Consider the following 17,963-nt stretch of genomic DNA (forward strand, 5'->3'; position numbering starts at 1 on the left):
TAGTTTCATATTGGCGAACAACAATCTGACCAAACAGAAATAGGAGCGACAGTGGTATCTGAAGAAGCCAAAGCAGCACGGGCGACCGGCCAAGCTCAGGGGCGTGCAGTCAGCCGTTACCTGACGGCACTTGACTCGATCAAGCCCAAGCGTGGTCGGCAACGCTCGACCGAGAAAATGCAAGCCCGCATTGACGAACTCCCCGACGAGATTGCCCAGGCCAAGCCTCTGAAAAAAGTTCATCTGATCCAAGAGCTCATGGATTTGCAGGCTGAATTGGCAAAAGAAGAAGAGACGGTTGACATTAGCGAGGTTGAGAGCGAGTTCATCGCGATAGCCGCCGAGTACAGCGGCCGCAAGGGCATTTCCTATGCGGCATGGCGTGAGGTGGGAGTGCCGGCCAGCGTGTTGAAAGCAGCTGGGGTAGCCCGTACTCGCTCCGCTGACTAATCACCGCTGATCAAGCTCTTCAGCAATAGAGCACCGTCGGTGCTTCCCAGCAACGGGTGAGTAGCGCGCTCAGGGTGGGGCATTAGCCCCACAACGTTGCCGTTTTCGTTGCAAATTCCTGCGATATCGGCAGTGGCCCCATTGGGGTTTTCCCCATAAGTGAGCACGATTCGGCTGTCGCCACGCAACTCAGCCAATGTCTCTTCAGAACATATGTAGTTTCCCTCAAAGTGGTTAATGGGGATGTTGAGCTCATCGCCTTGGGCCAAGCCGCGGGTCAACACCGAGCCCGTTGACTCCACTCGCAGCACCGCTGGCTGACACAGAAACTTCAATCCCCGGTTCTTATAGAGAGCTCCGGGCAGCAATTGCGCCTCAGTGAGGATCTGAAACCCATTGCAGATACCCACCACCGGCCCGCCTTTGCGGGCAAACCGGGCCACTGCGTCCATGATCGGGGAGAATCGGGCCATCGCACCGGTGCGGAGATAGTCGCCGTGGGCGAACCCGCCGGGCAGCACCACCGCGTCCACGTTGTTCAAATTGGTGTCCTTGTGCCATAGCAGTTCACCACTGCCGCCTACGGCGTCAACCGCCTCGACCACGTCGTGCTCGCAGTTGGAACCGGGAAACACGACAACGCCGACTTTGGCAGTCATCGCCACCCCCAATCAGGAACAATCACCAGAACGCTCATGGCGCTTTGTTGACGGAAATGACCACGTCTTCGATCACCGGATTGGCCAAGAAGCGCTCGCACATGGCCTCGACTTGCTTGTGGGCTTCTGCTTCATCAACAGCCTCCACCATGAAGCGCAGGCTCTTTCCCACTCGAACGCCACTCACGCCGCGAAAACCCAGCGCAGGCAGTGCCCGTTCAATGGTCAAGCCTTCCGGATCGGCTATCCCGTCTCGAAGCTGTACTTCGACGAGGACTTCGAACATCAGATTCACGATCACCCGGGCCAGTCGGCAAAGCTACGGCCGGTGATGATTTCATAAGCACTGATGTAGCGGGCCGCGCTGGCCGACACCACCTCGTCGGGAAGCGGGGGCGGCGGGTACTGCTTGTCCCAATCCAGCGTGCTGAGGTAGTCCCGCACCGGCTGCTTGTCGTATGACGGCGGTGTGGCCCCCGGTGACCAGCCGTCCACCGGCCAGAAGCGGGAGGAGTCGGGGGTAAGCACCTCGTCGGCCACCACCAGAGTCCCGTTCACCAAGCCCATCTCGAACTTGGTGTCGGCGATGATGATGCCCTTTTTAGCGGCGGCCTCCGACGCCCGGCGGTACAGCTCCAGCGAAGCCGCCCGGGCCTGCTGGGCCAGATCGGGGCCCACCAACTCCACCGCCTGGTCGTAGGAGATGTTCTCGTCGTGGCCCGACTCGGCCTTGGTGGAAGGAGTAAACACCGGCTCGGGCAGCTTGTCGGACTCTCGGAGTCCTTTGGGAAGTTCCTGGCCGTGCATGGTGCCCTGGGCTTTGTACTCCTTCCAGGCCGAGCCGCTCAGATACCCCCGCACGATGCACTCGATGGGCAGCATTTCAGCCCGATGGCACAACATGGTTCGACCGGCCACCCCGTTCGCCTGGGCCTCGGGTGGGAAGTCGGCCACGTCGGTGGAGATGAGGTGGCTGGGCAGCACATCGGCCAGGGTCTCGAACCAATAGGCCGACATGGCGGTCAGCACCCGCCCCTTCTCGGGTACGGGCTCGTCCATCACCACGTCGAACGCTGAGATGCGGTCGGACGCGATCATCAACAGCCGGCCGTCACCGGCGTCGAAGATGTCGCGGACCTTGCCGGAATGAACGGGCGGCAGGTTGATGTTCTTCGTGCTCACAGGATCGACTCCGGTTGGTAGTGGGCTGTGTCGGGATACTGGGCGGCCAATTCCTGAGCACGGGCCGCAAAGGCACGCGCTTGATCAGCAGCTGCCCCGGCCAATCTCAAGCGGTTACTGGCAATACGGATGATTGCTTCTGGACCTAGAGACAACCGGCCGTCGGAACTGAGGTCAGAAATGAAATCGTCAAGGGCCACAGCGGCCATCGCTGCCCGGTTATTTCCAGATGCCACCTGCAGCTTTGCATTGAATGCTGTGAGGTGTTCGGAGATGACTTGGTGGGCTTTCTCCCGCCCTGCACCTGCGGTCACCGCAGTGGTCAAGTAAACGGTCGAGAGCAGAGTCGGCAGATGCTGTGTCAACTCGCTTTCAATCTCTGCTGTAAAGACCTCAAGCTCACCCAGCACTGTCAAGGCACCCTCAAGTTGGCCATCGATAGCGAAAAAGGCGCCGGGCAGGGCCACTCGGCGCACCACCGAACAGCTCACGTCGCCCTCATTCCACTGGTCGCCCACCAAGCCAGCCACCATGTCGGCGTAGCCCTGCACCACGGCAGAGAGCCCGCAGATGCGCTCGGAAGTGCGGGCGTTGCGCTTGCCGGGCATGGCCGACGAGCCCACCTGTCCAGCCTGAAATCCCTCGGATATCAAGCCATGGCCGGCCATGAGCCGGATGGTCCGGGCCAAGTTGGCGGGGGCCGACGACGCCTGCACCAGAGCGGTAACCACGTCGTAGTCCAGCGACCTCGGGTACACCTGGCCCACGCTGGCCAGCGTGTCGGCAAATCCGAGACTTGTCGCCACCCAGTCTTCGAGCTCAGCGGCCTTGTCAGCCTCGCCGAGGAACAGATCGATCTGGTCTTGTTGAGTGCCGACTGGGCCCTTGAGGCCCCGGAGTTGGTAACGGCCCAGCAGGTCGTCGATCCGACCCAAGACAGCCAGCGCCTCCTCGCCGTAGTTGGCGAAGCGTTTGCCCAGGGTGGTGGCCTGGGCGGGCACGTTGTGGGAGCGGCCCACCATCACCAACTCGGCATGGGTGTCGGCCTGGGGCCCCAGAGCGCATACCACCGCCACCAGCTTGTCCCGCACTAAACGCAGAGAGTCTCGAACCTGGAGTTGCTCGATGTTCTCGGTGAGGTCGCGCGACGTCATCCCCTTGTGGATGTGCTCGTGGCCGGCCAGGGCGCAGAACTCCTCGATGCGGGCCTTGACATCGTGGCGGGTAATTCGCTCCCGCTCGCGGATGGACTCCAAGTCGACTTGGTCGATTACCAACTTGTAGGCCTCGACTACCCCGTCGGGCACTTCGATGCCGAGTGCCCGCTGGGCCTCCAGCACCGCCACCCAAAAGCGGCGCTCGGCTTTGACCTTGCCCTCCGGCGACCAGATGGCCGCCATGGCCGCGCTGGCATAGCGGTCGGCCAAAACGTCGGGGATCTGGTTCTTGTCAGCCACCGGCCATCTCAGCGCGATGGGCGGCCAGCCTCTCGGCCAGCCCCGTGTCGGTCACCGCCAGAATCTGAATGGCCAGAAGGGCTGCGTTCATGGCGCCGTTGATGGCCACCGTGGCCACGGGGATGCCCTTGGGCATCTGCACGGTGGAATACAGGGAGTCCACCCCGTTCAGGGCTCCGCCAGCCAGAGGCACGCCTATCACCGGCAAAGTGGTTTGGGCCGCGGTCGCGCCGGCCAGGTGAGCGGCCATTCCCGCACCGCAGATGATGGCCCCGAACCCGGCGTCACGGGCACTGGACACGAACTGACGGACCTTCTCCGGTGTGCGGTGGGCCGACATGACCTCCCAGTGGCACTCCACGCCGAACTGCTCCAGAGTGGTGCGGGCCGGGGCCATGGTGTCCTCGTCGCTCGAAGAACCCATGATGACAGCAACTTTCAAGCTCATGCCGATTCCCTCTTTGAAGTGCCCTCTACCGCCGCGGCGGCGATGTCAAGGCGAACGTAGCGGCCCGGCCAATCAATGTGGGTGACCCCGGCGTAAGCCCGTTCTCGCGCGGTGGCCAAGTCGGGCCCCTGCCCGGTGACGTTGAGTACTCGGCCACCCGCTGTGACCAGTCCTTGAGCGTTCTGACCAGCAGAAATTGCGCCATCTTCGCCTTCAGCAGCTGATGCCACACCAGCGCAGAACACCGTCACGCCCTCCACCGCGTTGGCCGCCTCAATCCCGGCAATGGGATCACCGGTGCGGGGGGAGGCGGGATAGCCCTCGGAGGCGCACACCACCGTCACCGCGGCGTCATCGCCAAATACCGGATCATCTTCCAGTGAGCCAGCCGCGGCACCGGCCAATAGATCAGCCAAATCCGACCGCAGCCGGGGCAGCACCACCTGGGCTTCAGGGTCGCCGAAGCGCACGTTGTACTCCAACACCTTTAGGCCTTGGGGGGTGAGCATCAGTCCGGCGTAGAGCACACCCCGATAGTCGATGCCTTGGCGCCGCAGCTCGGCCAGCGTCGGCAGCACCGCCTGATCCATTACCTCGTCGACCACGCTGGCCCCGGCCACGGGTACGGGGGAATACGCCCCCATACCGCCGGTGTTGGGCCCGACATCGCCCTCTCCAATGCGCTTGAAATCTTGGGCCGGGGCCAGCGGGACGGCGCGATGACCATCGCACACCGCCAGCACCGACAACTCGGGACCGGTGAGGCCCTCTTCGATCACCACCCGGCGCCCGGCGTCGCCAAAGGCCTCCCCCGACAGATAAGCCCTCACCGCGTCATCGGCTTCAGCCCGATCCTCGGTGACCAGCACCCCCTTGCCCGCGGCTAAACCGTCGGTCTTGATCACGAACAGGTCGCCCATGTCGTCAAGAAAGCGAAGGGCCGGATCAAGCTCCGTGAATGCTCCGTGACCCGCCGTGGGCACCCCGGCGGCCACCAACAGCTCCTTCATCCACGCCTTCGAACCTTCCAGAAGAGCTCCGTCGGCCCCAGGGCCAAACACCAGTCGACCCTCCGCCCGCAGCTCGTCGGCCAGGCCGTCCACCAGCGGGGCCTCCGGGCCGATCACATACAGATCGGCGTCGATCTCAGCGGCTGGGGCGGCAACTGAACCGGGGATGCCGGGATTTCCCGGAGTGACCACCACGTCGCACGACCGGCCCAACACGTGAGCAAGCGCATGCTCACGGCCCCCACTGCCGACGACGCAAACCCTCACGGAACCGGACTGAACGTGATGAACTGATCCCGGCCGGGGCCCACGCCCACCAGGGTGGCGGGCACCCCGGCCTGCTCCTCGATGAAGCAGAGGTAATCCTCAGCCGCCTGAGGCAGTTCCGAGCGATCGCCGACCTTGCTCAGGTCGGTACGCCAGCCGGGCAACTCCTCATAGATCGGCACGGCCCGGTGGATCTCCGACTGGTGGTAGGGCATCGACGTGCGGCGCTCGCCGTCCACCTCGTAGGCCACACAAACCCTGATCGGGTCCAAGGCATCCAGCACATCCAGCTTGGTGATGGCCAGATCAGACAAAGAGTTCACCCGCACCGCCTGGCGCAGCATCACCGTGTCGAGCCAGCCACAGCGGCGGCGGCGCTTGGTGTTGGTGCCGTATTCCCGGCCCACATCCACCAGATGGTCACCGATCTCGTCGGTCAGCTCGCTGGGAAAAGGCCCTGAGCCCACTCGGCTGATGTACGCCTTGGTCACCCCGATCACCCGGTCGATGTGTCGGGGTCCAATGCCGGCGCCCACGCACGCTCCGCCAGCCACCGGATTAGAGGAGGTGACGAACGGGTAGGTGCCGTGGTCGAGATCCAAGAACATGGCCTGGGCTCCTTCAAAGAGCACGTTCTGGCCAGCCTCTAGAGAATCGTGGAGCAGCCCGACGGTGTCGGCGATGTGCGGGGCCAAGCGGGGCCCGCACTCCTCCAAATACTCATCGGCCACCGTGTCGAGGTCGAACGGTAGCCGGTTGTACACCTTGGCCAGCAGCGGGTTCTTCTCGTGCAGCACCACGCCGAGCTTCTCCCGAAAGATCTTGGGATCGAGCAGGTCTTGCACCCGCAAACCCACTCGGGCCGCTTTGTCGGCATACGCCGGACCGATCCCTCGCTTGGTGGTGCCCAGCTTGTTGCGCCCCAAGTGCCGCTCGGCCACCACATCCAGCGTCTGGTGATAGGGAAAGATGAGGTGGGCGTTGCCGCTGATCTTCAGCCGTCCGCAATCGACCCCTGCTTCGGTCAGGCGATCCATCTCTTCGATGAGCACCCTGGGGTCGATCACAACGCCATTGCCGATCATCGGGGTTACGTGGGAATAGAGCACCCCGCTGGGGACGAGCTGGAGTTTGAACGTCTGCCCCTCCACCACCAAGGTGTGGCCGGCGTTGTGGCCGCCCTGGTACCGCACCACCACGTCCATGTCACGGGCCAAGAGGTCGGTGAACTTGCCCTTGCCCTCGTCACCCCATTGCGTCCCGACGACCACCGTTGCTGGCAAAGGCCTACTCCATGAGCGTGGCTTACAGACAGACCCTACTCGCGCCATGCCGGTGGTTGACCACCATTAAATCCACCTTCAGATCCAGCTACATGCAGCCCAGCGTCATCCCACCATCCGGGACAGGGTCAGGGCGTAGTCGCCCCGGGCGTCGGTCCACAGTCGCTCCATGGCCAGGCCGACGGATGCCAGCTCCGGGCCGATTTTCTCGGGCCGGAACTTGGCGCTGATCTCGGTCCGCATCCGCTCATCACGGGCAAAGTCCACCGTCAGTCCCAACCCGCCGATGGTCACCCGCTGGGGCCGGCGGGACCGCAGCCACATCTCAATCCACTCTTCTTCACTGTCAAAACGAGCCTCGTGCTCGAACTGCTCTAGATCGAAGTCGGCGTCGAGACGGTGATTGATCACCGACAGGACATTGCGGTTGAACGCCGCGGTCACCCCCGCGGGGTCGTCATAGGCGGCGATCAGCCGGTCATGGTCCTTCACCAGATCAAAGCCCAATAGAAAGGTGTCGCCCGGCGCCATGGTGTCAGCCACACTGGCCAGAAAGTCCTTGCGGGGCGCCGGAGCGAAGTTGCCGATCGTGCCGCCCAAGAGCATCATCAGCCGACAGCCGCCGTCGGGGATGTGGTCCAAGTGGTGCTCAAAGTCGCCCACCACCCCGTGGACTGTCAATCCTTCATAGGCCGTGGCCAGGTCAGTCGCCGCCGCACGCAGGGTGGCCTCGCTGTTGTCGAACGGCACATAGCGTCGGAGCCGCCTGGTGGCGGCCAGGGCGTCCAGCACGATCCGGGTCTTCTCCGATGTGCCCGATCCCAACTCCACCACGGTGTCGGCCCCCGACCGCTCGGCGATCACATCTACCTCGCGCTCAAGGATCTCCCGCTCCCGCCGAGTGGGGTAGTAGTCGGGCAGGCGGGTGATCTGGTCGAACAGGTCGCTGCCCCGGTCGTCATAGAACCATTTGGGCGGCAGTTCCTTGGGCTGGGAGGCGAGCCCCTCGGCCACATCGGCCCGAAGCGCCTGGTCAATCCAGGAGGGATCCAGGTGGATGTCGATTATCGGTTCGATCACGACGCGTCCCGAGCTAGACGCACTCCGGAGAAGTGCCAGCGAGTGTGGGGGTGGAAGAAGTTTCGGTAGGTGGCCCGGATATGCCCCGGCGGGGTGACACAGGCTCCACCCCGGAGCACGAACTGATTGACCATGAACTTGCCGTTGTACTCCCCCACCGCGCCGGATGCGGGTTGGAATCCGGGATAGGGGCAGTAGGGGCTGGCCGTCCACTCCCATAGGTCCCCATAGAGCTGGTGCAGACCATCGCCGGGCGAGGCAGGGGCGGGATGCCACCGGCCCTGATCGCCCAAGTTGCCCACCGGCGCATGGTCGGCCGCGGCGTGCTCCCACTCGGCCTCAGTGGGGAGCCGGGCATCAGCCCAGCGGGCGAAGGCGTCGGCCTCGTAGTACGACAGATGGCCCACCGGCTCGTCGGGCGACAGCGGTTGGAGGCCGTGCAGCGTGAACACCCGCCAGCCGTCGTCGGAGTCAAAGTCCCAGTAGGCGGGCGCTTCCCAGCGGTGCTCCAAACGCTGGTACCAGCCGTCCGACAGCCACAGAGTGGGGGTGTCGTAGCCGCCGTCGGCCATGAACTCCAGCCACTGGCCGCAGGTCACCAGACGGTCGGCCAGCCGATAGGGAGGCAGAATGGCCCGGTGACGAGGGCTCTCGTTGTCGAAGGAGAAGCCGTCGCCGTGGTGACCCAGCCATACCTCCCCGCCGTCGAAACCGACCCAGCCGTTGGCCGGCTGGCCGTTGGCCGGCTGACCTTTGGCCGGCACGCCAGCCGGCGATGAAGGAAGATCGTGATAGGCGGGCCACAGCGCCTGATTGGTCGACAAAACGTGTTTGATGTCCATGAGCAGCAGCTCTTGGTGCTGCTGCTCGTGGTGGAGGCCCAGAGTCACCAGTTCGGCGGTGGCATCGTCGAGCGGGCTGGCCAGCAGCTCGGCCATGGCCTGGTCCACATGGGCGCGGTAGTCGGCCACCTCCTCGCATGATGGCCGGGAGAGGTTTCCCCGCTCCGGCCGAGGGTGGCGCTCCCCAACCGCCTCGTAGTACGAGTTGAACAGGTAGCCGAACGCCGGGTGGTACTCGTTATAGCCATCCAGGCGGGTCTTGAGCAGGAAGGTCTCAAAGAACCAGGTGACGTGGGCCCGATGCCATTTGGTGGGGCTGACGTCGGGCATAGACTGGATGCACTGGTCCTCGCTGCTCAAGGGTGCGGCAAGCGCGTCGGTGTAGGACCGGACGGCTTGGTAGGCCACCAAGAGGTCGGAGAGATCGGGGGCGAGGGTCACGGTCACAACAGCGGCGGGCACAACAACGGCGAGGTTGAACTTTACCCGCCTCGGCTCGATTTCTTCGACCTTAGCCCCTTCGATACAAGACGATGTCAGCCCGTTTCGACTCCAACTCCCGGGTGAGGCGCTGAACTTGGGCTTTGAGTCGGGCTACCTCATCCTCGAGAGCCATGACGCGCTCGACGCCGTCGAGGTTCATGCCCTCGCTGGTGAGCTCGTGCACCCGGCGGAGCTTGTCGATGTCGGCATCGCTGTACCGCCGGCTCCCCCCACCGGTGCGGGCCGGCTGCACCAACCCCCGGCGGTCGTAGATCCGCAGAGTCTGGGGATGAATGCCAGCCAACTCGGCGGCTACCGAAATGACATAGACCGCCCGGTCGCGGCCTCGGGGGTCGATCATGGTTCCGCCTCCATCGTCTCGTCGAATGCTTGCAGGGCTTGGCGCTGCTCGTCGCTTAGCTCGGTGGGAACTTCCAAGGCCACCGTCACCAGGAGATCGCCGGTTCCCTTGGCGGCCTCCACACCCTTCCCCCGCACCCTCAGAACCTGGCCGGGTTGGCTGCCAGGGGGCAGGCGCAGCTTCACCGGGTCGCCCTCGAAGGTGGGCACCGAGATCTCCGCCCCCAGCGCCGCTTGGGTGAAGGTCACTGGCACGGTCACGGTGAGATTCTTTCCCTGCCGGCCGAACACCGGATGCGGATTGACCTTGACCTTCACATACAGGTCGCCGGGCGGACCTCCGTTGATCCCCGGCTCTCCCTTGCCGGCCAACTTGATCCTCTGGCCATTCGCCACCCCGGCGGGGATGCGCACCGAGATCGGACGCCCCGCACGGGCAGTGTCACCGCTCAGCGTCAAGTCGGTGGTCGTACCCCGCACTGCCTCGGCGAAGTCCAAGGACAGCTGGGCATTGAGATCGTGGCCCCGCACTGGTCGGGTCTGACCTGCGAACGGGGGGCCGCCCCGGTCGAAGCGTCCGCCGCCCATGAAAGCCGAGAAGATGTCGGCCAGATCGCCTTCCATGGTGAAGCCGCCTGGTCCGGCCTGGAAATTCATGGGCCCCATGTGGCGCACTTGGTCGTACTGGGCCCGGCGCTCGCCATCGCCCAATACGTCGTAGGCGGCCGAGACCTCCTTGAACTGCTCTTCGGCCTTGGAATCGTCGGGGTTGGCGTCGGGATGAAGCTTGCGGGCCAGCTTCCGGTAGGCCTTCGTGATCTCTTTGTCCGAGGCCGACGGGGAAACGCCCAGAGCCTTGTAGTAGTCAGTCTCCAGCCATTCCCGCTTCACGTCCATGCTGTGTTCGCCTCCGTCCTACCCCCGGACCTTGACCATGGCGGGTCGCAGCACTCTGCTGTTCCACTCATAGCCAGCCCGCAGAACCTCGGCGATCACCGCCTCTCCCTCTCCCGGCTCGTGCGCGACAGCCTCATGGCAAGTGGGGTCGAACGACGCGCCGGGGTCGTCCAGCTTGGCCAAGCCCTCCTTTTCCAAGGCGCCGAACAGCGCGTCCCGGATGGGGACGACATCGGTGGCCCCCTGGGCCACCGCAGCATCGCAGGCGTCCAAAACCGGCAGCACCTTTTCCACGATGTCGGCTGCGGCCATGGCCACAGTCTCCTGCTGGCGCTCGGCCGCCTTGCGCCGGTAGTTGGCGAACTCGGCGGTCACCCGTTGGAGGTCGTTGAGATAGCCATCCCGCTGGGCCAGAAGCTCTTCGACTGAAGGCAACTCCTCAGGGTTGGGGCTGGCCTCAATCTGTTCCGCAACGACGGGATCGGCCTCTGCGTCGATCTGGCGTTCAGCGGTCTCCTCGTCGGCCAGTTCCCCGCCGGCCCGCGCATCGACGGCCGATTCCTCTTCGGCTAGTCCAGCCGCAGGCTCGTCGCTCACTGGGAGTTTCCGTCTTCTTCGTCTTCGACGATCTCGGCGTCGACGATGCTGTCGTCTTCAGCGGCATCGGCCGCGGCTTCCCCGGCGAAGTCTCCCGGCGCATCGCCGGCTGCGGCGGCGGCCTGTTCGTACATAACCGCGCCGATCTGCTGGCTGATGGCCGACAGCTCCTCGGTGGCCGAGCGGATGCGGTCCAAGTCCTTCTCGTCGATGGCCGACTTCAGCTCGCCCAGCTTGGCCTCAACCTCGGAGCGCTGGTCGGCTGGCACCGAGTCGCCGGCCTCGGCCAGCAGCTTCTCCACCTGGTACACCAGGCTGTCGGCATTGTTGACGGCTTCTGCCTCTTCCCGGCGGCGGGCGTCCTCGGCGGCGTGGGCCTCGGCGTCGGCGACCATTTGGTCGATGGTGTTCTTGTCCAGCGAGCTCTGACCGGTGATGGTTATGGACTGCTCTTTGCTGGTGGCCCGGTCTTTGGCTGACACGTGGACGATGCCGTTGGCGTCGATGTCGAAGGTGACCTCAATCTGGGGCACCCCCCGGGGCGCAGGCGGAAGGTCCACCAACTGGAACTTGCCCAGCGTCTTGTTGTAAACCGCCATCTCCCTTTCGCCCTGGAGCACATGGATCTCCACAGTGGGCTGGTTGTCGTCAGCGGTGGTGAACACCTCGGTGCGACGGGTGGGGATGGTTGTGTTGCGCTCGATGAGGCGGGTCATCACGCCGCCTTTGGTCTCGATGCCCAGCGACAGCGGGGTCACGTCCAACAGCAGCACGTCTTTGACCTCGCCCTTGAGCACGCCAGCCTGCACTGCGGCGCCCACCGCCACTACCTCGTCGGGGTTGACCCCCTGATGAGGCTGCGTGCCGGTCATGCCGGTCACCAGGTCGACCACCGCAGGCATCCGAGTGGAGCCGCCCACCAGGATCACGTGGTCCACATCGCCGGCCGACAAACCGGCATCGGACAGGGCCTGCTCGAAGGGCTTGCGACAGCGGTCCAGCAGGTCGCTGGTGAGGTCTTGGAACTTGGCCCGGCTCAGTTCGTAGTCCATGTGGAGCGGTCCGGCGTCGGTGGCGGTGATGAACGGCAGGTTCACATTGGTGCTCTGGGTTTGCGACAACTCGATCTTGGCCTGCTCCGCGCCCTCCTTGAGCCGCTGCATGGCCATATTGTCCTTGCTCAGATCAACGCCGTGGTCATTGCGGAACGAGTCCACCAACCAGCCGATCACCCGGTCGTCCCAGTCGTCGCCGCCCAAGGCAGTGTCGCCGCTGGTGGACTTCACCTCGAACACGCCGTCGCCGATTTCCAATATCGACACGTCGAAGGTGCCCCCGCCCAGGTCGAACACCAAGATGGTCTGGTCGGTGTCGCCCTTGTCGAGCCCGTAGGCCAAGGCGGCCGCAGTAGGCTCGTTTATGATCCGCAGCACCTCCAGCCCGGCGATGGTGCCGGCTTCTTTGGTGGCGGTGCGCTGGGCGTCGTCGAAATAGGCCGGCACGGTGATCACCGCTTCGGTGACCTCAGTCCCTAGATAGGTCTCGGCGTCCCGCTTGAGCTTTTGGAGGACGCGGGCGGAGATCTCTTGGCTGCTATAGGCCTTGCCGTCAATGTCTTCCGACCAGTCGGTGCCCACGTGCCGCTTGACCGAGCGGATAGTGCGATCAGGGTTGGTGATGGCCTGGCGCTTGGCCACCTCGCCGACCAGCACCTCTCCTTCTTTGGAAAAGGCCACGACCGAAGGGGTGGTGCGAGAGCCTTCTGCGTTGGCGATAACCGTGGGCTCACCGCCCTCGAGCAATGCGACCACGCTGTTGGTGGTGCCGAGATCGATGCCGACAACTTTTCCCATCTTGTTGGACTCCTTGTTGGATTTTGATTCGCCAGATTGCGATTTTGGCCCTTCAAGGATACCCCTGACATCCCCCCATAGCAAAACTTGAGTGGTATTCACTAAGGGTTAGAGCCGCTACGCTGGCCGACGTGGACCCTGCCATGCTGATACTGCTTCGACACGGGCAGAGCCAGTGGAACGCCTCCAACCAGTTCACCGGATGGTACGACTGCGACCTGACTCCCCAGGGGGAGGCCGAGGCCCGAGCCGGCGGGCAGGCGCTGGCCGACGCCGGGCTCTTGCCCGATGTTGTGCATACCTCGGTGCAGACCCGGGCCATTCGCACCGCGGAACTGGCTCTGTCCAAGATGGGCCGGTCCGGGGTGCCGATGAAACAGGACTGGCGGCTCAACGAGCGCCACTACGGCGACCTCACCGGGCTGGACAAGTCGGAAACCCGCCAGCGCTACGGCGACGAACAGCTCAACGCCTGGCGCCGGGGCTACCGCACCCCGCCGCCGCCCATTTCCGATGACAATCCCTGGAATCCCAATGGCGACCCCCGTTACGCCCACATTCCCCCCGAGCAGTTGCCCAAATGCGAGTGCCTGGCCGACGTGGTGGAGCGGTTGATGCCCTACTGGCACAACGCAGTCGTCCCCGATCTGCAAGCCGGGCAGACGGTGTTGATCTCGGCCCACGGCAACAGCTTGCGAGCACTGGCCAAGCACCTCGACCAGATCGACGACGACGCCATCGCCGCCCTCAATATCCCCACCGGGATGCCGCTGGTGTATGAGCTGGGATTAGACATGATGCCCATCGAGGCCAAAACGACGCTCGCCCGCTCGCTCGACCCCGCTGCGGCCGCCGAAGCGGCCGCAGCAGTGGCTGAACAAGCGGGCTAAGCGCCTGTCAGGCTGTAGGAGATCAGCCCACAGAAGTGGAGGTGTCCGGGCCGTAGCCGGGCACTCCATGCTCGTGGAGGTCGAGACCGCCGATCTCTTCTTCACGAGACACCCGTAGACCCATCGTCTTCTTCATCACGGCGAACAAGATGCCAGTGGTGATGGTCACCCAGGCGAACACCAGCACGACGCCGATGAGCTGGACCAGCAGTTGGTCGCCGCCACCGCCGTAGAACAGGCCGGCGTTGTCGGTGGCTACGAAGCCGTCGGCATAGCGGGAGAACAGCCCCACAGCCAGGGTCCCCCACACGCCACACACGCCGTGGACTGAGATGGCGCCCACCGGGTCGTCCACTCCCTTGCGATCGAAGAACAGCACCGAGTACACCACGATGGCCCCGGCGATGCCCCCGGTCACCACCGCGCCCATGGGGTTCATGGTGGCGGTACCGGCGGTAATGCCCACCAGTCCGGCCAGCACGCCGTTGCCGGTCATGGCCACGTCTAGCGAGCCGGTCTTGCGCCAGATGACGGCGCCGGCAACCAATCCGCCCGCGGCCGCGGCCAACAGCGTGGTCAGCGCGGCGTGCATCACCACATTGTCGGCAGCCAGCTCCGAGCCGGGGTTGAACCCGAACCAGCCGAACCACAGGATGAAGACGCCCAACACCACGAAGGCGATGTTGTGGCCCGGCAGAGCCCGCGGATTCCCATTCTCGTCGTACTTGCCAATCCGGGGTCCGAGGAAGATGGCCCCCATCAAGGCCGCCCAGCCGCCGGTGCTGTGCACGATGGTGGAGCCGGCGAAGTCGCCGAACTTGGCATCGCCGATCTCAAGGTCGGCGATGATTCCCTCGCCACTCCAGAAGGAGTGGACTACCACCGGATAGATCAGCGCGGTCATGAAGAAGCTGAACACCAGATAGGCAGTGAATTTGGTCCGCTCGGCCATGGCCCCCGAGGCAATGGTCACCGCGGTAGCGGCGAACACCACCTGGAAGAAAAAGTCGGTGGGGCCGCTGAGGCCTCCGTCGATGGCGGTGGACATGCCGCTCAGGAAAAAGCCGTCGGTGCCGAATATCGATCCGGCATCTGTCCCGTAGGCGATGCCGAAGCCAAACGCGAAGAAGGCCAGAGCGCCGATACACATGTCGGCCAGGTTCTTGGCCATGATGTTCCCAACGTTCTTGGCCCGGGTCATCCCCGCCTCGACCATGCCGAAGCCGGCCTGCATCAAGAACACCAAGATGCCGGCGATGAACACCCATAAGTTGTCCATCACCGCCTGCACCGCTTCGGCGCCGCCGTCTTGGGCTGCCGCTGGAACAGTTCCGATAAGCACTGTTCCGGCGGCAATCAGCGCTCCTATTCCGAATTTCCTTTTCATATGACCGGCCCTCCTTCGCCGTTTCTGCACCCGCGCCACTGCGGCCCCGGCGCAATCGGCAACACGGTAGGAAGACCAGGTTTCACAATTGTTTCTGCGCTGTGAATTTCAAGCAGGGCACTCTGACTCTCTGACTACCGGCAGAGTGCGTAACCGGAGGGTGTAGGGGGCTAACTTTGGAGTCGCCATGGACCTAAAGCGCCTGCGTCCCTTCCACATCGTGCTCGGCCTTGGGCTGGGCTTCGCCGCCTTCACGATCGCCTCGGGCATCGCCTCGGCCATCACCGAGTTCAAGAACCCGGCCGAAGTCACCCGTCACCCGTGGGAGAACATCCCTAGCGGGTGGAAGGCCGCTTTCTACACCATCATCCCCATCTTCTTGGTGTGGGCCTCCTGGGAGTTCGCCAAGCGGGTGAAGAACTGGGAGCGCGGCGGTCCCGACAACCGGCGCACCACTCTTTCCAACGCCAAGACCCGCCTCGAGGATCTCCGGCGGGGCATGTACATGCGGACGCTCCTGCGGGAGCCCGGCGCCGGGGTCATGCACACCATGATCTATGTGGGGTTCATCATCCTTTTGGGCGTCACTACCACCCTGGAGATCGACGAGCAGCTCCCCGACGGGGCCAAGTTCCTCCACGGCCGGGTGTATCAGGTGTACTCCGCGGTGGGTGATATCGCCGGAGCCATCTTCCTGGTCGGGGTGATGTGGGCCATCGTGCGCCGCTACGGCCCCCGGCGACTGCGCCCCTACCGCATCCGCATCAAGTCGCGGCCCGAGCACGCGGTGATCTTGGGCACTTTCTTCGCCATCGGGGTCACCGGGTTCGGCGCCGAGGTTTTCCGCATCGCCGACCACGGCGTGCCCGAATTCGAGAAGTGGTCGGTGCTCGGCTACCAAGTGGCCACCCAGATGCGGGGACTCGAGGGCCTCGACCACTGGCACCAATTCTGGTGGGCCGGCCACGTGATCGCCTTCATTGCCTTCTTGGTGCTTCTGCCCATCACCATGTTGCGCCACATGGTCACCTCACCGCTGAACATGTACCTGCGGGACAAGGACCGGCCCAAGGGCGCCATGAAGCCCATGCCCAACCTGATGGAGACCGACCTGGAGTCGTTTGGCGCCGCCACCGTGGAGGACTTCACCTGGAAGCAGTTGCTGGACACCGACGCCTGCACCATGTGCGGTCGATGCACATCGGTGTGTCCAGCCCACGCCACCGGCAAGCCCCTTGACCCACGTGAGATCGTGCTCAAGACCGGCGAGGTCATGGCCGCCACCGGCGAGCCGGCCACTACGCCGCCGCTGGGCACGGTGCCGGAGATCAAAGTGGAGGCCAACTCGCTGTTCGAGCGGATCACCGGCGAGGAGATCTGGGCGTGCACCTCGTGCAAGGCGTGTGACGAGATCTGCCCAGTGAACATCGAGATCCTCGACAAGATCCTCGATATGCGCCGCTATCTGTCGCTCATGGAGTCCGACTTCCCCACTGAGCTGGGCCAGGCCTACCGGTCGATGGAGAACTCGGGGAATCCGTGGGGCATGTCCCAGGGCGACCGCGGTGCCTGGGCCACCGAATTCGAGGGCATTGCCGTGCTCGACGGAGGCGACCCCCTGGAGTCGGAGTACCTCTACTGGGTGGGCTGCGCGGGCTCATTCGACGACAAGAACCGCAAGGTGACCCAGGCGGTGGCCAAGCTGCTCCAGCGAGCCGAGATCAGCTTCTCCATCTTGGGTCCGGCCGAGAACTGCACCGGCGACCCGGCCCGGCGCTCCGGCAACGAGTACATCTTCCAGATGTTGGCCATGCAGAACATCGAGACCCTCAACGAGATGGGGGTCAAGAAGATCGTCACCCAGTGCCCCCACTGCTTCAACACCCTGGCCAACGAGTACCCCCAGTTGGGCGGACACTACGAGGTGGTCCATCACACCCAGTTCCTAGAGGCGCTGATCGACGACGGACGCCTCGACATGACCGGCGCGCGTCTCGACGAGCGGGTGGTGTATCACGACTCCTGCTATCTGGGCCGCCACAACGACGTGTACTTGGCCCCCCGCCGAGTGGTGGGCTCGCTGGGCGGCGTCGAGGTAGTGGAGGCCGGGCGCAACGGGACCAAGGGAATGTGCTGCGGTGCGGGCGGGGCCCGCATGTGGATGGAGGAAACCATCGGCAAGCAGGTGAATGTCGAGCGGTCACAGGAGCTGCTGGCCACCGGGGCCGACCGGATCGCCACCGCCTGCCCGTTCTGCTACATCATGATCGACGACGGCATCAAGGCCGAGGGGGCCGACGAAGACGTGGTCGTGGGAGACATCTCCATGCACCTACTTGAGGCGCTGGAGAACCGAGACGCCGACCAGGAGGCCGCCCGACAGTCTGAACTGCTCACCATCCGCACGACGGCTCCAGAACCCGCTGCCGTCGCAGTGGCCGAGCCTCAAACTGCGGCTATCACCGAGGCACCGCCGGCGACCGAACCCGAGCCGCCATCCGAAATCGACGAAGCCGAACCGGAGGAATCTGCGGTTCCAGACGCCGAACCAGAACCACCGGCGCCAGCCCCTCCAGAGAAGCCCGCACCGGACCCCACCAAGAGACCAGACGACTTCACCCGCATCATGGGCACCGATCCTGCCTTGGCCCGAGCGCTGCCCGATCACGGGATCGTCACCTACGAAGACTTGGCCGCCCTCAACGACGACGCCGTGCAGGAACTCGAAGCCGCCCTGGAGATCCCCGGCCGGATCAGCAAGTGGAAGTGGCCCACCCAGGCCGCGGCCCTCATCGCGGAGCGCGACGAAACCGACTGA

Annotated in this window: 17 protein-coding genes; 3 read left to right on the top strand and 14 right to left on the bottom strand. The window is 64.3% G+C overall.

The window, feature by feature from the left end; translation table 11 throughout:
* The first annotated feature begins 51 nt into the window (after nucleotides 1–51).
* The gene (locus ACOGJC_RS07535) at nucleotides 52–450 is read left to right on the top strand and encodes a hypothetical protein (protein WP_419847885.1); all 399 of its coding nucleotides are present in this window, start codon (nucleotides 52–54) and stop codon (nucleotides 448–450) included.
* Here the strand turns inward: ACOGJC_RS07535 and purQ are convergent.
* The 13 genes from purQ to dnaK all read right to left on the bottom strand — a co-directional run bounded on the left by purQ (nucleotide 447) and on the right by dnaK (nucleotide 12,868).
* Nucleotides 447–1,109 carry a phosphoribosylformylglycinamidine synthase subunit PurQ gene (gene purQ, locus ACOGJC_RS07540; protein WP_419847886.1) on the bottom strand — a complete coding sequence of 221 codons (663 nt, stop codon included), beginning with the start codon at nucleotides 1,107–1,109 and terminating at the stop codon, nucleotides 447–449. The two genes, ACOGJC_RS07535 and purQ, sit on opposite strands and share 4 nt — an antisense overlap.
* 34 nt (nucleotides 1,110–1,143) lie before the next feature.
* A complete protein-coding gene (gene purS, locus ACOGJC_RS07545) occupies nucleotides 1,144–1,395 on the bottom strand; it encodes a phosphoribosylformylglycinamidine synthase subunit PurS (RefSeq protein WP_419848212.1) in 252 nt (83 codons plus the stop codon).
* 11 nt (nucleotides 1,396–1,406) lie between these two features.
* Complete coding sequence (locus ACOGJC_RS07550; protein ID WP_419847887.1) at nucleotides 1,407–2,291, bottom strand: phosphoribosylaminoimidazolesuccinocarboxamide synthase; 885 nt, start codon at nucleotides 2,289–2,291, stop codon at nucleotides 1,407–1,409.
* Complete coding sequence (purB, locus tag ACOGJC_RS07555; protein WP_419847888.1) at nucleotides 2,288–3,748, bottom strand: adenylosuccinate lyase; 1,461 nt, start codon at nucleotides 3,746–3,748, stop codon at nucleotides 2,288–2,290. Before purB ends, ACOGJC_RS07550 begins: the two co-directional genes overlap by 4 nt.
* Complete coding sequence (gene purE, locus ACOGJC_RS07560) at nucleotides 3,741–4,196, bottom strand: 5-(carboxyamino)imidazole ribonucleotide mutase (protein WP_419847889.1); 456 nt, start codon at nucleotides 4,194–4,196, stop codon at nucleotides 3,741–3,743. The genes purB and purE overlap by 8 nt, the downstream gene beginning before the upstream one ends.
* A complete protein-coding gene (gene purD, locus ACOGJC_RS07565; protein ID WP_419847890.1) occupies nucleotides 4,193–5,473 on the bottom strand; it encodes a phosphoribosylamine--glycine ligase in 1,281 nt (426 codons plus the stop codon). The genes purE and purD overlap by 4 nt, the downstream gene beginning before the upstream one ends.
* The gene (locus tag ACOGJC_RS07570; protein ID WP_419847891.1) at nucleotides 5,470–6,756 is read right to left on the bottom strand and encodes an adenylosuccinate synthase; all 1,287 of its coding nucleotides are present in this window, start codon (nucleotides 6,754–6,756) and stop codon (nucleotides 5,470–5,472) included. The genes purD and ACOGJC_RS07570 overlap by 4 nt, the downstream gene beginning before the upstream one ends.
* A gap of 105 nt (nucleotides 6,757–6,861) precedes the next feature.
* The gene (gene egtD / locus ACOGJC_RS07575) at nucleotides 6,862–7,833 is read right to left on the bottom strand and encodes an L-histidine N(alpha)-methyltransferase (RefSeq protein ID WP_419848213.1); all 972 of its coding nucleotides are present in this window, start codon (nucleotides 7,831–7,833) and stop codon (nucleotides 6,862–6,864) included.
* The gene (gene egtB, locus ACOGJC_RS07580) at nucleotides 7,833–9,119 is read right to left on the bottom strand and encodes an ergothioneine biosynthesis protein EgtB (protein WP_419847892.1); all 1,287 of its coding nucleotides are present in this window, start codon (nucleotides 9,117–9,119) and stop codon (nucleotides 7,833–7,835) included. The genes egtD and egtB overlap by 1 nt, the downstream gene beginning before the upstream one ends.
* Nucleotides 9,120–9,189: 70 nt before the next feature.
* Complete coding sequence (locus tag ACOGJC_RS07585) at nucleotides 9,190–9,522, bottom strand: heat shock protein transcriptional repressor HspR (RefSeq protein ID WP_419847893.1); 333 nt, start codon at nucleotides 9,520–9,522, stop codon at nucleotides 9,190–9,192.
* A complete protein-coding gene (locus ACOGJC_RS07590; RefSeq protein ID WP_419847894.1) occupies nucleotides 9,519–10,418 on the bottom strand; it encodes a DnaJ C-terminal domain-containing protein in 900 nt (299 codons plus the stop codon). The genes ACOGJC_RS07585 and ACOGJC_RS07590 overlap by 4 nt, the downstream gene beginning before the upstream one ends.
* Before the next feature lie 18 nt (nucleotides 10,419–10,436).
* Nucleotides 10,437–11,015 (bottom strand): nucleotide exchange factor GrpE, encoded by a 579-nt coding sequence (locus tag ACOGJC_RS07595; protein WP_419847895.1) that lies wholly within the window; start codon nucleotides 11,013–11,015, stop codon nucleotides 10,437–10,439.
* A complete protein-coding gene (gene dnaK, locus ACOGJC_RS07600) occupies nucleotides 11,012–12,868 on the bottom strand; it encodes a molecular chaperone DnaK (protein WP_419847896.1) in 1,857 nt (618 codons plus the stop codon). Before dnaK ends, ACOGJC_RS07595 begins: the two co-directional genes overlap by 4 nt.
* 143 nt (nucleotides 12,869–13,011) lie before the next feature.
* On the opposite strand from dnaK, the gene gpmA reads away from it, so the two are divergent.
* Complete coding sequence (gene gpmA, locus ACOGJC_RS07605; protein WP_419848214.1) at nucleotides 13,012–13,758, top strand: 2,3-diphosphoglycerate-dependent phosphoglycerate mutase; 747 nt, start codon at nucleotides 13,012–13,014, stop codon at nucleotides 13,756–13,758.
* A gap of 22 nt (nucleotides 13,759–13,780) precedes the next feature.
* Here gpmA and ACOGJC_RS07610 read toward each other — a convergent pair whose 3' ends face one another.
* Nucleotides 13,781–15,145, bottom strand: coding sequence for an ammonium transporter (locus ACOGJC_RS07610; protein WP_419847897.1), 1,365 nt, complete (start codon nucleotides 15,143–15,145; stop codon nucleotides 13,781–13,783).
* A gap of 187 nt (nucleotides 15,146–15,332) precedes the next feature.
* Here ACOGJC_RS07610 and ACOGJC_RS07615 point away from each other — a divergent pair, with 187 nt between their 5' ends.
* Nucleotides 15,333–17,963 carry a heterodisulfide reductase-related iron-sulfur binding cluster gene (locus ACOGJC_RS07615; protein ID WP_419847898.1) on the top strand — a complete coding sequence of 877 codons (2,631 nt, stop codon included), beginning with the start codon at nucleotides 15,333–15,335 and terminating at the stop codon, nucleotides 17,961–17,963.

Origin of the sequence: Candidatus Poriferisocius sp., assembly GCF_965204015.1 — a bacterium.
Lineage (GTDB): Bacteria > Actinomycetota > Acidimicrobiia > Acidimicrobiales > Bin134 > Poriferisocius.